Here is a 14348-nt window from a genome sequence, read left to right on the forward strand (position 1 = left end):
CTAGCTTTTAGCTACACGAACTAGCCAACCCCGGAAGGACGACATCATGACGCAGCATCTGGCTCTTGAGCACGGCACGATCGCCTACGAGGTGCACGGGCAGGGCCCGCTGGTGGTGCTGGCGCACGGCATGGGCGACAGCCGCCAGGCCTACCGCTTCCTGGTCCCGGAACTGGTCGCCGCCGGGTACCGGGTGGCCGCGACCGACCTGCGCGGATGCGGCGAATCGAGCGTGGGCTGGCCCAGCTACACCCGCACCGACATCGCCGGCGACCTGATCGCCCTGGTCAAGCACCTGGGAGGCCCGGCGGTGCTGGTCGGGCACTCGATCTCGGGCGGTGCGGTCACGATCGCGGCCGCCGAAGAGCCGGAACTGGTGACGTGCGTGGTCGAGTTGGCGCCCTTCACCCGTAAGCAGGAGTACGGCTTGGGTGACTTCAAGCAGGCCCGGTTCCGCAAGGGCCTCGTCCGGCTGGCCGGGGCCGCGTTCCTGGGCAGCGTCGGGTCGTGGAAGCGGTACCTGGACGTCGCCTACCCGGGGCGCAAGCCCGCGGACTGGGAGGCCCGGCAGGCGCAGGTCGAGACGATGATGCGCGAAGAGGGCCGGATGAAGGTGCTCCAGAAGATGGGCTCGAACCCGCCGGTCGACGCCGGTGAGGCGCTGGCCCAGGTGCAGTGCCCGGTGCTGGTGATCGAGGGCAGCGAGGACCCGGACTGGGGATCACCGCAGGCCGAGGGCGAAGCGGTGGTAGCCCGGCTGAAGCACGGCCGGCTGGCGATGATCGAGGGAGCGGGGCACTACCCGCACGCGCAGTACCCCGCCGAGACCCTCGCCCTGATGCTGCCGTTCCTTCAGGCCGAGGCCAGGAACTCGTCGATCTCCTGAGTGGTCGGAGCGGTGGCCGGGCCGCTGCGGGTGACCGCGATCGCCGCGGCCGCGTTGGCCCGGCGCGCAGCCTCAGCGACTTCGAGCCCGGACGCCAGCCCGGCCAAGAACACTCCGTCGTGGGCGTCGCCCGCGCCGTTGGTGTCCCGGGCCTCCACGTCGAACCCCTTGACCAGGAACGTCTCTCCCTGCGGGGAGGAAACCCAGCAGCCGGCGGAGCCGTCGCGCACCACAGCCAGGACATTCCACCGACGGGCGAACTCGGCTGCTGCCTCACCGGAAGTGAGTCCGGGTGCCATCAGCAGCGCCTCGCGGCGGTTGGTGGTGAGCACGTCGGCCCGGCCGAGCACTGCGTCCAGTACCTCAGGAGCAATGGACGTCACGAGCGGGCCGACGTCGAGAGCCACCCTTACGCCGGTAGGCAGGTTGGGCACCCACTCCGCCAGCGCGGCGGCGTTGACGGGATGCACCAGGCCGTAACCAGAGACGAAAAGCGTTTCCCCCGGCTGCAGCTGGACCCGGTTCAGCTCCTCGGTACCGAGTTGCCCCTCGGCGCCCACGTGAGTGACAAACGTCCGTTCGCCCGAATCGTCGACGATTGCGAAGCAGTGGCCCGTGTCGACGCCCGCGATCTGCGGCTGGATCGTCTCGATGCCGTTGTCCCGCAACGCCTTGCGCGCCAGGTCACCGAAGGTTCCGGTGCCGTGGGTCCCCGCGTAGGCCACCTCGGCGCCGTCCCGCCGGGCGGCGACCATGGTGTTCAGGCCGCCGCCGACCAGGATCTCCGACTTCGAGGCGATCACGTCGCTGCCCGGTTCGGGGACCGAGGGCACCCACATCACCAGGTCGACGATCACGTTGCCGACCGAGACGAACCTCGACATCAGACCTTCTCCAGCGTCTTGGACGACTTGGCCCCGCCCAGGGCGGCATAGGCGCCGGCGGCGACCAGGAAGGTGACCACCCAGCCCAGACCGTTGCTGCCGACCCAGGAGCTGGCCAGCGGACCGGTGAACACCGGGTCGTCGCCACCCACCTGGACGGTGGTGAACAGGTAACCGACGACGATCGCGGCGGCCCAGGAACCGGTGGCGCGCCAGGCGATTCCGCCGGAGTACCAGTAACGGGACGTCGGGCGCAGGTCGAGCAGGGCGTCCGGGTCGTAGTGGTGGCGGTGGATCATGTCGACGATGAAGACGCCCAGCCACGCGGTGATCGGCACCGCCAGCAGCGAGATGAAGGTGATGAAGGGCGAGTAGAAGCCGTCGGCCACCAGCATGAAGAACAGCGAGCCGACGAACGTGACCAGGACGTCCACCACGACCGCCCACACCCGCGGCACCTTCACGCCCAGGGTCAGGGTGGTCAGGCTGGCCGAGTAGACCGACAGGTGGTTCGACAGCAGCAGACCGCCGAAGGCCGCGATCAGGTACGGGATCGCCATCCAGCTGGGCAGCAGGTCCCGGATCGCCGCGACCGGGTCGCCGGCCGAGGCCAGGCCCGGGTCACCGGCGGCCAGCAGCGAGCCCAGGCCGACCAGCAGGACCAGCGGGATACCGGCACCGACCGCGCTGGCCCCGATCAGGGCGCCGGCCTTGGTGGTGGTGCGGGAGTAGCGGGCGATGTCGGCGCCGGCGCTGGCCCAGCCGATACCGGTGCCGGCCGCGATGGTCCCGATACCGATGATGACGGCGCTGACCGGGCCGGCCGGGGTGTTCAGGACCAGGTCCCAGTCCACCCGGATGACCAGGAAGATCGCCACGAAGATGTTCAGCGCACCGAAGATCCAGGTGGCCCAGCGCTGCACCGCGACGATCGCACCGTGGCCGAGGCCGGAGATCAGGATGGTGGCGGCCACGAAGATGACGATCGCGACGACGGTCAGAATCGGGTAGCCCTTGGCCGTGATGTCCGCACCGGAGACGATGGCGAACAGCGACAGCAGCACGAACGCGGCCGTGGTGGTGTTCACCGTCTCCCAGCCCAGCCGGGACAGCAGCGAGATGAACGTCGGGCCGATGTTGCCGCGCACCCCGAAGACGGCCCGCGAGAGGGTCAGGCCCGGGGCGCCACCGCGACGGCCGGCCACCGAGATGATCCCGACCACCGCGAACGAACCGGCCGAGCCGATGATCGCGACCAGCAGGGCCTGCCAGAACGCCAGGCCCTGGAACGCGACCAGGGTGGCGCCGAGCGGCAGGCCGAGGATGGAGATGTTGGCCGCGAACCAGACCCAGAACAGGGCGCCGGGTTCACCGGTGCGCTCGTTCTCCGGAACCGGCTCGATACCGCGTTGCTCGACCTGGGTGAGGGTGCCCCCACCGGCGTCATTGCTGGTCGTCATCGTGCTCTACCTCTTACGTCGTCGTTTTGGGCAGGGGTGTGGCGTGGAAGCGGCTTTTCGGGGTTCAGCCGCGCAGGGTGAGGAGCTCTTCGGAGAGTTTCCGCAGGGGAAGCTGGTTGACGTCGTGGAGCTGGCGGACGGCATCGGCGGGCCAGGCCTGCTCACCGTGGACCGCGCCGAGCACGGCCCCGGCCATGGCCGCGATGGTGTCCGTGTCACCGCCGAGACCGGCCGCGATGCAGATCGTTTCGAAAGGTTCGAGGTCCAGGGCGACCAGGGCGAGCGCGGCCACCACCGATTCCTGCGAGGCGACCGAGGTGCCGATCACCTCGACGACGGTGGCGATCTGCTGGTTCCTGGGCAGGCCAGGCAGATACTGGCGAGCCCAGAGCAGTTTGGCGGCGATGTCGGCCCCGGCGATCCAATTGCCGCGCTGGGCGCCGATTTCGGCGGCCCGCAGGGCCAGGTCCAGGGCTTCAGAGCGGCTCGCGCCGTCGAGTCCGGCGCTCACCGCGGCCGCTACCGCCGCGGCGCCGGCCACGCCCAGGCCGGTGTCGTGGGTGAGTCGGCAAGAGTCGTGCACCGCGGCGACGAAGGCTTCGAGATCGGCTGTAGTGTAGGCGATCCCGACCGGAGCGATGCGCATCGCGGCGCCGTTGGTGGTGCCGCCGGAACCCGCTTCCTCCACCGGAACGCCGTCCAGGATGCGCTGCACGGCTGCCTTGGTGCTGGGGCCGAGCAGGTCGAGCGAGCCCTTGGCCGCCATCGCCCGCTCCCACTCCAGCAGTGACTTGGCGAACCGGTCGGGGTCGATCCGGCCGTTGCCCTGGATCAGCAGTTCGGCCACCAGCACGGCCTGTTCGGTGTCGTCGGTGATGCTGCCGGCCGGCATGCCCGCGGCGATCCGCTGACGCGGCCCGGCATCGATCAGGCCGGTGATCGTGCCGTAGTCCTCGGCGATCTCGGCCGGGGACATCGACTGGGTGGGCATGCCCAGCGCGTCGCCCAGGGCCAGGCCGGTCAGTGCCGCCTCGGCCCGCTGCAGAAGGTCGCTCACAGTTCACTCCCGAAACGCATGTGAAGACGGAAACGGCCGGGAGTCAGCAGACTCTCGACGCTTTCCACGAAGTCGCCGGTCTGGGTGTGCGAGACCCGGCGTGAGTGCAGGAAAGGAGTACCGGCCGGCTGGCCCAGCAGCTCGGCGTCGGTGGCGTCCAGCGCCAGCACGTCCACCCACTGCTCGGCGCGGGCGGGCACCAGCCCGGCCCCCTCCAGCGTGGTGGTGATCGAGCCCTCGACCAGGCCGTCGTCCAGCACCGAGACCAGCACTCCGGAACAGGGAATCCGGCTGCGCTCCAACGAAAGAGCCGTACCGTCGGCGAGCTGGCGCAGCCGGTCCACGGCGATGAAGCTGGAGGCCGTCGCCCCCACCTCGGCGGCCAGTGACGCGTCCTCAATCTTCTCGATCCGCAGCACCCGGGTGCTCACCTCGACGCCGGTGGCGTGGATCGAGCGCGCCCAGCCGGCCCGCGGATCCAGGGCCGCGCCGTCGAAGGTCACGATCGAGCCGATACCGCCCCGGGTGTCGATGTACTCCAGGTCGGCCAGCTCGGCCAGCGCCGCCCGGACCGTGCCCCGGCTGACCGCGAACCGCTCGGCGAGGTCGTGCTCACCGGGCAGGCGGGAACCGGGGGCCAGGCGGCCGGTGGTGATCTCCTGACGCAGCGCGTCGACCACGAGCTGGCGCTTCGTTGAGCTGGGCACGATCAGGACAGTACCTGTACAGAACCTGTTCAATCAACGAGTTCACCCGATCGGGCCGCTCCGGCACCCTTGCGCGGTCAGGGCACCACGGTCAGCGACTTCGCCAGATCCACCAGGTTCGGGCGATGGCGGCCGGCCGCGACCAGATCGAGGTAGCTGGTGGACAGGAAGACCCCGAAGTCACCCTCGCCGTCGGACAGCCGCCAGACGAACATCTCGTGCTCCTGCACCAGCTCGTACTCCGGGTTCACCGGAACCCGGTACCGCTGGACCAGGTGAGTGGCCGGGCCACTGGCGGTCTCGAGTTCGTCCTGCTGGGCCGGTTGCTCCAGCATCTCCTCCGGCAGCCGGATCTCCTCCAGCAGATCCTCCAGAGTGATGTCGGGCGTCAGCATCTCGGCCCGCACGCTCACGCTGCAGACCGCCGGCTCGTCGGCCTCGGGCATCAGGAAGAGCACCATCAACGGCGGCACTTCTTCCTTGCGGGCCGCGGCCAGCGACACCATCAGGACCTCGGCGAGCAGGCCGGCCTGATCTTCCGGAAGCTCCGTCTCCTCCTCGTGAGCCCGGCGCCGGATCGTCTGGTGGGCCCACTGGTGGGGTTCGGCCTCCAGATCGGCCAGCACCCACTCGTCGGAGTAGTCGAGCTCAACGGACGCCATCACGCACCTCTTCTCGCCAGCGCAGCGACCCGGCGATCGCCTCGAACAGGAACAGCATGGGGTCGGCCACGACGTCGACCGGGGTGCGGAACGACAGCAGCAGGATCTGCGACCGGTCCGGGAACGGCGCGTAGACGTCCAGGCCGGAGACGGTGGCCCGAGGCTGCGGCTCGCCCGGCTTCTCGGCCGGGAAGTACTGGACCTGACTGACTTTCAGGGCCGGTACGTCCTGCCCGTCGATGCTCACCGTCCGCGGCTCGGCCTCCGGGCCCTGGACCAGGACCCGGGCCAGGATCTCGGGGTCGACGTTCGCCGGAAGCGACTCGGGCAACACCGTGACCACGCAGCTCGCCGCCAGCGGCAGACCGCGCATCACGTCGCTCAGCAGGTAGAACTCCACAGCGCCGCGGTCGTGGGCCTGGTCGGCGAGGGTCAGCAGCTCACGTTCCATCTCGCGGCGCAGACCGGCCCCCTGGTCCCGGGACACCGTGGCGAAGGCCCGGCCGATCAGGGCCGCCACCTGCTCCTGACGATCGCGGGCCAGCCGGATCCTCGACCAGGTCGTGGGCACCATCAGCGACCAGCCGGTCTGCCTGTTCTCAGCTTGCAAGGTACGCATACCTACCGAAAGTCGAGCCCTGCTTGGACGGTTTGAACATGTCGGTCTCCGGAAGGTTGCCCAGCGAGACTCCCATCGAGATCTTCGAGACCAGAGCGTCCTTGCCCGCAACCTTGTCAAGGGCCGCCATCGCCTCGTTCGCCGGGTCGTACCCGGGCTTCATCAGGTTCCGGACCCCATCGAGACCGGACTTGGTCATCACGATCTCGGAGTCCATCCCCAGGTACTTGCCGACCCGGGTGCTGCCCCACTTCTCCATCGTCGGGTTCATCCGGTTGAGCTGGGCCGAAGCTTTGTCGAGCAACGGCTGGGCGACCTTGTCGACCCGGGACTGGGCCCGGTTCAGCAAGGGCCAGTTCTCCAGGCTCGGGCTCTTGAGCTTGCCCCCGGCCGCGGCGGCGATCTTCTTGTCGGCGTAGAGGATCTGATCAGCCACGCTCTCGCCCCGCTTGCGGGCCTCACGCTTGAGGATGTCCTTGGCCGATCCCTTGAGCGCCTGCTGAGCACCCCGGATGCCGCCCGCCGCCACCCGGCCGTAGCCGAAGGTGGCCAGACCGAAGAGGTCCAGGGCGACGTCCGCGATCGAGGCGTCACCGGAGAACGTCATCAGGATGTTACAGACCAGGCTGACCAGGGTGAGCACGGCGGCCGCCGCGAACAGCACCGGGGCCAGCGCGTTGACCCCCGGGATCAGGGCGATCACCATCCCGGCGACACTCAGGGCGGTCCCGATGTAACCGGCCCACTTGGTGATCTCTTTCATCATCGGGGCCTTGCTGTGCACCCACTCGACGAACGAGTCCCAGTTCTTACCGGTCCAGTTGCTGGTCTTGTCCCACCAGGTGTCGCGCAGGCCGTCGTTGTCGATCGCCTCCCGGACCCGTGAGGCAGCCGCCCGCCCGGCGGCGTCCTTCTGGTCGATCGCCCGTTGCATCCGGCTGCGGGCACCGGCCAGCGCCTGATTCATCACGTCGGCCTGGTTCTGGTCCGAACCGTCAGCCGCGGCGCCGGGCTTGACGCCCTCGGCAGCGGCCGCGGCGTTCCGGGCCCGTTCCTTGGCCTGCTCCTCGGCCTCGATCTGCTTGGCCTGGGTGAGCGCCGCGTCGGCCTCCTGCTGGGCCGCCGTCAGACCGTTCGCGTAGGTGCTCAGCGCCGCACTGACCGACTCGTAGCGGCTCTTCGCCTTGCGGAGCTGACCAGCCAGTTCGGTGCCGGTGGAGGCGAAGACGCGACCGGCGTCGGCATCCCAGTACTCGTCGCTCGCCAGCCGGGTCAGCGTCGTGGCCTGCTGCTCGAGTTCGTCCGCGAACGCCTGGTACCGGCGGCTCATGCTCCGGATCCCGTACTCGTCGCCCGGCACCGGATCGGCTGCCGCCAGCGGTGACCAGTCGGCCGGACGGCTCACTTGGCTCCCCCCGACTCCGGCGTGATCGCCTCGGTCAGAGCCTTCTCGAGCTCCTCGTACTTCCCGACGGCGAAGGTGACGAAGCGATGTGCCCCCTCGGTCGCCCTGGTCAGGCTCTCCCGGTTGGCCTTCCAGTTGTCCGAGAACTCCCCCAGCGCCGAGGCCAGATCGGGCTGGGACACCATCCAGGCGTCGTAGTTCGCCGTGTTCCGGGCGCCTTCCAGCTGGTTCTTGACCCGCGCCAGGCCGGCTGCGCTCTCCCGCAGTCGCTCCAGCTTGATGTCCACACCGTCGGACACGTCTTACCCCCACCTCGAACTTCCAGCCACATCCCCGGCCCGGTCTCCCCCCAGGCCGCCGTCGGCCACCATACCCAGCTTCGTGGAATCACCAGAACCTCAGCACTCCAGGTAATTACGTGACTACACAGAGCACTACCTGTCCTCAGGTCTTGCGGGCCAGGCCGCTCAGACCAGCCGCCAAGAGGGTGGTTCCGGCGTAACCGAGGACGGTGGACAGGTACAGCCAGTCGCGCAGCGCCCGGTCGGCGAACGTGGTGGAGCGGGGCTGCCAGTGGTCTCGCTGGTGCAGGTTGAGGATCGGGACCACGCTCTCCAGCGAGTAGGCCAGCGGCGCCAGGCAGGGGTACTGCGGGCCGCAGTGCGACGAGGTCACGGCCGGCTGCGGGGCGATCTCGCCGGTCTGGATGAACGCGTCGGAACGGGCGCCGAGCACCACCGCGCCCAGCGTGAGGAGGTAGAGCGCGACCAGGAACCAGGCGGCGCGGGCCGGGCGGTAGCCGTGGCCCAGGCTGCGCCCGATGAACCAGTTCCAGGCCTTGGCCGCGAACCCCAGATCACCCCGGCGGCGCAGGTCGTCCTGCTGGGCCATGGCCACGGTGGTGGCCTCGGCGAGCTGGCCGTTGCGGCGGTAGACCTGCGCCAGCTGCTGGTACGGCTCGGGCATGAACCCCCGCTGGCGGCGGATCCAGCTCAGCCGCTCCCGCGGCGAGCTGGGGGCCCGGGCGCTGAGCCGGTCGTAGGTGAAGCCGTCGATCAGCAGGCCACCCCATTCCGGCCAGCTGCTCTCGTCGTCGTCGATCTGCCCGACCTGGGCCCGGCGCAGGTCCACCCGGCGTGGGCGGTGCGGGGACCGGGCCCAGCTGAAGTTGCCGGCCAGGGTCATCCCCCGGGCGCTGAGTTCTCCGTCCAGGGTGCTGGCCATGAAGCTGAAGTCGCCCTGGATCCGGCTGCGCAGCAGGCTGAGAGTGCCCTGCACGGTGGTGTTCCCGGTCATCCAGAGGTTTCCGCCGATCTGCGCGTCGGCCAGATCGAGGGCCAGGCCGTCGGGGCTGATGAACGAACCACCCACGCACACCACCGAGCCGCCGACCCGAGCGCCGGAAAGGCAGACGTCCCCCTGGGCCCGGAAGTGATCGCTGGTGGCCTCGTCGTCGAACCGGACATCGCCGCCGACCGACAGGTTCGCCGCCTGCAGGGCCGGACCGCCCGGATTGGCCAGGGTGGCGCCGTCGCCGTCCAGGCTGCCGTCGATCCGGGCGTTGTCGAGCTGGATCCGCCCGGACGAGCGGAACCGGCCGCGCATCAGGAGATCACCCTCGACCTGAATGCCGTTGGCCTGGATGGCATCCCCGCTCGCCGCGCTGTCGAAACCGCCGTGCGAGCATTCCAGGTTGCCGCCCACCCGGGCCCCCGACAGCCGGACCCGGCCCAGCGCGCTGAACCGGCCCCGCATCAGCAGCGCCCCGCCCACGCTGACCCGCTCGGCGGTGAGGGCGTCACCCTCGGCGTTGCTGAAACTGCCGCCGTCGCAGCTGAGATTGCCCTCCACCCGGGCGCGGTTGAACGCCACCCGCCCTTGCGCCTCGAACCCGTTGGTGAGGTGGACGTTTCCCTTGACCTCGGCGTCCGAGACGGTAAGGGCGCTGTTGCCGGGGTTGAGGAAGTGCCCGCCGGAACACTGCAGGCTGCCCCCGATCCGGACGCCGGAGAGGTTGACCGCGCCCTCGGCCCGGAACCGGTGCTCCAGGTTCAGCGAACCGGTGGTGCGCAGCCGGTGTGCGTCGATCGCGAATCGGGTTCGCTGGTGCCGTTGGGAGGCCTCTATCCGGGCGCCGGAGAGCACCACCTCGCCGTCCACCGATGCGTCCTTCAGCTGGATCGACCCGGTGAACACGCTTCGGCTCAGCCGCACGCTGCTGGCACTGACCAGGTGCTCGGCGGTGAATCCGGGGACCCGGCAGCGCACCAGGCTGAGGCCGGTCACCGTGGCGTGGTCCAGGTGCACAGGCGCGTCGAGCGCGCAGTCGAGCAAGTCCAGCGGAACACGCAGGTGCTGCCACTCCCAGTCGATCTCACCGACGATCCGGGCGCCGCGCAGACGAACACCCCGCGGATGGACGTCCTTGGTTGCGGTCAGTGCGGCCAGCAGGGACGCGGCGCTCACCTCTCGGTCGGACGGCCAGACGACGTCTGGTTTGCGGGCGTCGAACTGGCCCGGGCCCACAAGATCCAGCTGTTCGCCGCATTGTGCGGCTGCGAGTACTCGGTCCGGCATGCCCCTTACCCGCCGGCCCCGACGCTGTTGTCCGGGGCGTTGTCCCCGTGGATGTCGCCCCGCGTCACGGTTTCGTCGGGCGCATCTCCGGGAGTGCTTTCGGAGACGGCTTCGGGAGCGGCCGGAAGTATGGCCTCCACTTCCTCGGCCGTCGCCGGGCGGGCCTGCTCGGCGGCGGTGCGCAGCAGATCGGCGTTGGCTGCCTTCCCGCTCACCCGCACCAGGACGTCGTCATGGGCCACCGCGAATTCGTTCCGGTCCCCGGAAACCCGGCTCCAGCCTTCCCCGTCGCGGGTGCACTTCACTTCGGCGTCGAACGGTTCCGCGGCCGGGATCGGCAACGCCGCGCAGGAGCGGTCGTCGAGCGAGCGCCGTTCTACGGTGAGCCGCAGGTCGTCGCCGCTGGGTGAGGCGTAGATGGTCTGGTACCCGTCGGCGCCGTAGACCCCGCTGCCACCGGCCACCACCTGGTACCCCTCCAGCGCGCTCACGTAGACCAGGCCGACGTCAAAGCCCGCCGCCAGCGCCCGTTCCTGCTGCTCAGCCGTGGGCGGCTCGTTCGACCCGGCCGATTCACCGGCCCCCGAAACTGCCTCCGCACCGCACCCTGACAAGCCCAGCGCCAGCGCCGTCAGCACGGCCGCCTCGGCAGTCGGCCACCGTGAAACCCCTGTCCCCATGTCCACACCGTAGGGGGTGATCGCTTTCCGGTGACACTCGGTCCGTGAGCTGCTCGGCTCTGTGACCAATTACCTGCGCCTATGCACTAGCCCGGCGATGCGGGTTCGTGGGACGCTGCTGGCTGGCACCCGGGAAGAGAGACGGTGCCGGCTGGTTCCACGGAAAAGGTCAGTCGAAAAAACTTTCGATGAGAACCGAGAGGAGTCACTGCGATGAACGTATGGTCCTTCGCCATCGCGAGCCGGTACCGCCTGCTCGCCGATATCGAAGATCGTATGCGACGTCGCCGGACGGACTCCCTTTCCGGAGTCCGCCGGTATCGGTGCCGCAACATCTGAGGTGATGAACGGCCAGGACGGATCCTTTCCGTACGGGTCCTGGCCTGCACCTCACCGGATCTGAACCACTCTCACCGGGTTGAGCCTCGCACTGAAAGTCGCGGCTGGACAATCACTTCGACCGGCTGGGCCCGGTCCTCCGCGGGCACCCGCTGCCCCTGTTCCAGCATGCGCTTCTCCAGCAGCTCGACGATGTTCTCGGCCAGTTCCAGCTTGCCCGGATCAACGCTGGTCAGCGAGGGAACGGTGTACTGCGCCTCGTCGATGTCGTCGAACCCCACCACCTGAACCTGTTCCGGCACAGACATTCCCAGGTCGGCCAGGGCCCGCATCGCCCCGATCGCCACCACGTCGGTGACCGCGAAGATGCCGTCGAACTCATGGGAGGCCGCCAGTTCCAGCACAGTCCGATGTGCGCTGGGCAGATCCAGCGCGCCCGGATGCACGATCAGCTCGTCGGGAGCCCGCAGGCCCGCCGCGGTATGCGCGTCCCGCCAGCCCTGGGTGCGCAGTGTGCCCAGGTGCTGCCGCGTCCGATCGGTGCTGCCGCCGACGATGGCGATCCGCCGGGCACCGCGCTCGATCAGGTGCGCGGTGGCCAGCCGCGCGCCCTCGACGTTGTCCATCTTCACGTGGTCGAACGAACTGGGCACCGGGCGCTCGCCGACCAGCACCACCGGCGTCATGAAACTGAGTTTCTCCAGGTCGTCGATCTCCAGGCCGACCACGGTGACGATCACCCCGTCGTACATCCGCAGCCGGGCGAAAGCGGTTGCCGCCAGCTCACCTTCACGACTGGCTCCGGAGCGTTGCAGAACCAGATGACGTCCGTGGGCCTCGAAGCGGTCGGCCAGCCGGGTGGCCAGCTGGCCGAAGTAGGGCCGGTCCAGCTCGGGCACCAGCAGACCGATGGCGTCGGTCCGTCCGGAGCGCAGGTTCCGGGCCGTGGGATTGATGTTGTAACCCAGCGAATCCACCGCTGCGAGAATCCGGGTGCGGGTCTCCTCGGCCATACCGGGGCGGCCGTTCAGCGCGTTGGAAACGGTGGCGGTGGAGACGCCCGCGGCCTTGGCCACCTCCGAGATGGTCACCGCCACGCCGGCCCGAGATCCCTTGCGCCTGGCCCGACCCGCTGCGGGGCGGGTGGGCTTCACCTCGCTCTCGGCCCGGGCCCCGCCACTGCCTTCAATTCCGGCGCCACTCTCAAGCCCGGCACTGCCTTCGGTTCCGGCACTGCCTTCGGTTCCGGCACTGCTTTCGGTTCCGGCGCTCTCCCCTGGCCCGGCGCTCGGCTGCGCTGCTGCTTGCGCACCGCGCCCAGAGCTGAGCCTGGAGCCGCGCCCGGCGACCGCGTCCGTCGCCACCTCGTCCGTGCTGTCCACGTTCGCCTCCATCTTCCCGACCGACGCCCGCCAAGCATGGGTGCCCAGAGCGTCTCAAATTCACTTCTTGACAAAGACACGCCGGAGGTTAATCGTTTTAGTCGATCACGAGGACGCGATCAGCCGCTCGGCGGGCCGGCGCTCCTTACGGATGTAAATCGATTAAGGGGTGCCCGTGAGCTCCACCGAAGCCAGGATCGTCATCGACCTGGACCTGCCCGGCCCGACGATCAGCCGGCACCTCTACGGCCACTTCGCCGAGCATCTCGGCCGGTGCATCTACGGCGGCTTCTGGGTCGGTGAGGACTCCCCGCTGCCCAATGTCAACGGCATCCGCAGCGACGTGGTCGAGGCGCTGAAGACCCTGCGGATCCCCAACCTGCGCTGGCCGGGCGGCTGCTTCGCCGACGACTACCACTGGCGCGACGGCATCGGACCGCGCGCCGAGCGTCCCCGGATGGTGAACTCGCACTGGGGCGACGTGGTCGAGGACAACTCGTTCGGCACCCACGAGTTCATGGCGCTGTGCGAACTGCTCGGCGCCGACCCGTACATCAGCGGCAACGTCGGCTCCGGCACGGTGCGCGAGATGTCCGAGTGGATCGAGTACCTGACCCGCGGCGACGACTCCCCGATGGCCTCGCTGCGGCGGGAGAACGGCCGCGACGAACCGTGGAAGGTGCCCTTCTGGGGCCTCGGCAACGAGGCCTGGGGCTGCGGCGGCGGGATGCGCGGCAACGCCTTCGCCGACCTGGCCCGGCAGTATGCCACCTACGTCCGCGAGCACGGCGGCAACAAGGTCTACCGGATCGCGGCGGGCGCCAACGCCGACGACTACACCTGGACCGAGTCGCTGATGAAGTCGCTCGGCGAGATCAAGAAGTGCAGCAACCCGCCGTACCAGGCGATCTCGTTCCACTACTACACGATGAGCGGCGACTGGGCCGACAAGGGCGACGCCACCAGCTTCACCGACGAGGAGTACTACACCACGCTGGCCCAGGCCTACCGGGTCGAGGAGATGCTCACCCGGCACTCCACGGTGATGGACCAGCGCGACCCGCTGCGCCGGATCGGCCTGGTGCTGGACGAATGGGGTACCTGGTGGAACGTGGAGGAGGGCACCAACCCCGGTTTCCTGTACCAGCAGAACACCATGCGCGACGCCCTGGTCGCCAGCCTGCACTTCGACTCCTTCCACCGGCACGCGGACCGGCTGGTGATGGCCAACATCGCGCAGACCGTCAACGTGCTGCAGGCGATGGTGCTCACCGACCCGGACTCCGGTGCCCTGGTGCTCACCCCGACGTACCACGTGTTCGAGATGAACACCGGCCACCACGACGCCGCCTCGCTGACCACCCACGTCCTGGACGCCGAGCACCGCGAGGATCTGCCGCTGCTGTCCGCCTCGGCCTCAACCACCGGCGACACGGCGCTGATCAGTCTCTCGAACCTGGACGCCGGCCAGGCCCGTTCGGTGGTGCTGGACCTGCGCGGCCGTTCGCTGCAAGGGCACTCCGCCCGCATCCTCACCGCCGGCGCCCTGAACGACCACAACTCCCCCGAGCACCCGGACACCGTGCGCCCCCAGGCCTACGACGGCGTCCGTCCCCATGCCCGTGGACTCGTCGTCGATCTGCCGGCGCACTCGTACCTCACCGTCTCACTCCAGCTCGGATCCTAAAAA

Annotated in this window: 13 protein-coding genes; 2 read left to right on the top strand and 11 right to left on the bottom strand. The window is 69.3% G+C overall.

What is annotated here, in order from left to right; genetic code table 11:
• Positions 1 to 46: 46 nt before the first annotated feature.
• Entirely contained in the window at positions 47 to 886 is an 840-nt protein-coding gene (locus LR394_RS35540) for an alpha/beta fold hydrolase (RefSeq protein WP_231449077.1), read from the top strand.
• Here the strand turns inward: LR394_RS35540 and LR394_RS35545 are convergent.
• From LR394_RS35545 to LR394_RS35595, 11 genes are all read right to left on the bottom strand, one after another.
• A complete protein-coding gene (locus LR394_RS35545; protein ID WP_231449078.1) occupies positions 853 to 1770 on the bottom strand; it encodes a PfkB family carbohydrate kinase in 918 nt (305 codons plus the stop codon). The two genes, LR394_RS35540 and LR394_RS35545, sit on opposite strands and share 34 nt — an antisense overlap.
• Positions 1770 to 3230 (bottom strand): purine-cytosine permease family protein, encoded by a 1461-nt coding sequence (locus tag LR394_RS35550; protein WP_231449079.1) that lies wholly within the window; start codon positions 3228 to 3230, stop codon positions 1770 to 1772. Before LR394_RS35550 ends, LR394_RS35545 begins: the two co-directional genes overlap by 1 nt.
• A 64-nt stretch (positions 3231 to 3294) precedes the next feature.
• Complete coding sequence (locus tag LR394_RS35555; protein WP_231449080.1) at positions 3295 to 4287, bottom strand: ADP-ribosylglycohydrolase family protein; 993 nt, start codon at positions 4285 to 4287, stop codon at positions 3295 to 3297.
• Positions 4284 to 4994, bottom strand: a complete 711-nt coding sequence (locus tag LR394_RS35560) for a GntR family transcriptional regulator (RefSeq protein ID WP_231449081.1) — start codon at positions 4992 to 4994, stop codon at positions 4284 to 4286. Before LR394_RS35560 ends, LR394_RS35555 begins: the two co-directional genes overlap by 4 nt.
• 77 nt (positions 4995 to 5071) lie before the next feature.
• Positions 5072 to 5656, bottom strand: a complete 585-nt coding sequence (locus LR394_RS35565) for a hypothetical protein (protein ID WP_231449082.1) — start codon at positions 5654 to 5656, stop codon at positions 5072 to 5074.
• Positions 5643 to 6275, bottom strand: a complete 633-nt coding sequence (locus LR394_RS35570; protein ID WP_231449083.1) for a hypothetical protein — start codon at positions 6273 to 6275, stop codon at positions 5643 to 5645. The genes LR394_RS35565 and LR394_RS35570 overlap by 14 nt, the downstream gene beginning before the upstream one ends.
• Entirely contained in the window at positions 6256 to 7680 is a 1425-nt protein-coding gene (locus LR394_RS35575; protein WP_231449084.1) for a WXG100 family type VII secretion target, read from the bottom strand. The genes LR394_RS35570 and LR394_RS35575 overlap by 20 nt, the downstream gene beginning before the upstream one ends.
• Positions 7677 to 7979, bottom strand: coding sequence for a hypothetical protein (locus tag LR394_RS35580; RefSeq protein ID WP_231449085.1), 303 nt, complete (start codon positions 7977 to 7979; stop codon positions 7677 to 7679). The genes LR394_RS35575 and LR394_RS35580 overlap by 4 nt, the downstream gene beginning before the upstream one ends.
• A 145-nt stretch (positions 7980 to 8124) precedes the next feature.
• Positions 8125 to 10257: a hypothetical protein gene (locus tag LR394_RS35585; protein WP_231449086.1), complete on the bottom strand. Its 2133-nt coding sequence runs from the start codon at positions 10255 to 10257 to the stop codon at positions 8125 to 8127.
• 5 nt (positions 10258 to 10262) lie between these two features.
• Positions 10263 to 10937: a hypothetical protein gene (locus tag LR394_RS35590; protein WP_231449087.1), complete on the bottom strand. Its 675-nt coding sequence runs from the start codon at positions 10935 to 10937 to the stop codon at positions 10263 to 10265.
• Between the two features lie 410 nt (positions 10938 to 11347).
• Positions 11348 to 12658, bottom strand: a complete 1311-nt coding sequence (locus tag LR394_RS35595) for a substrate-binding domain-containing protein (RefSeq protein ID WP_231449088.1) — start codon at positions 12656 to 12658, stop codon at positions 11348 to 11350.
• Positions 12659 to 12833: 175 nt separating this feature from the next.
• On the opposite strand from LR394_RS35595, the gene LR394_RS35600 reads away from it, so the two are divergent.
• Positions 12834 to 14345 (top strand): alpha-N-arabinofuranosidase, encoded by a 1512-nt coding sequence (locus LR394_RS35600; protein WP_231449089.1) that lies wholly within the window; start codon positions 12834 to 12836, stop codon positions 14343 to 14345.
• Positions 14346 to 14348 lie beyond the last annotated feature (3 nt).

It is taken from the genome of Kineosporia babensis (assembly GCF_021129305.1).
Classification (GTDB): domain Bacteria; phylum Actinomycetota; class Actinomycetes; order Actinomycetales; family Kineosporiaceae; genus Kineosporia; species Kineosporia babensis.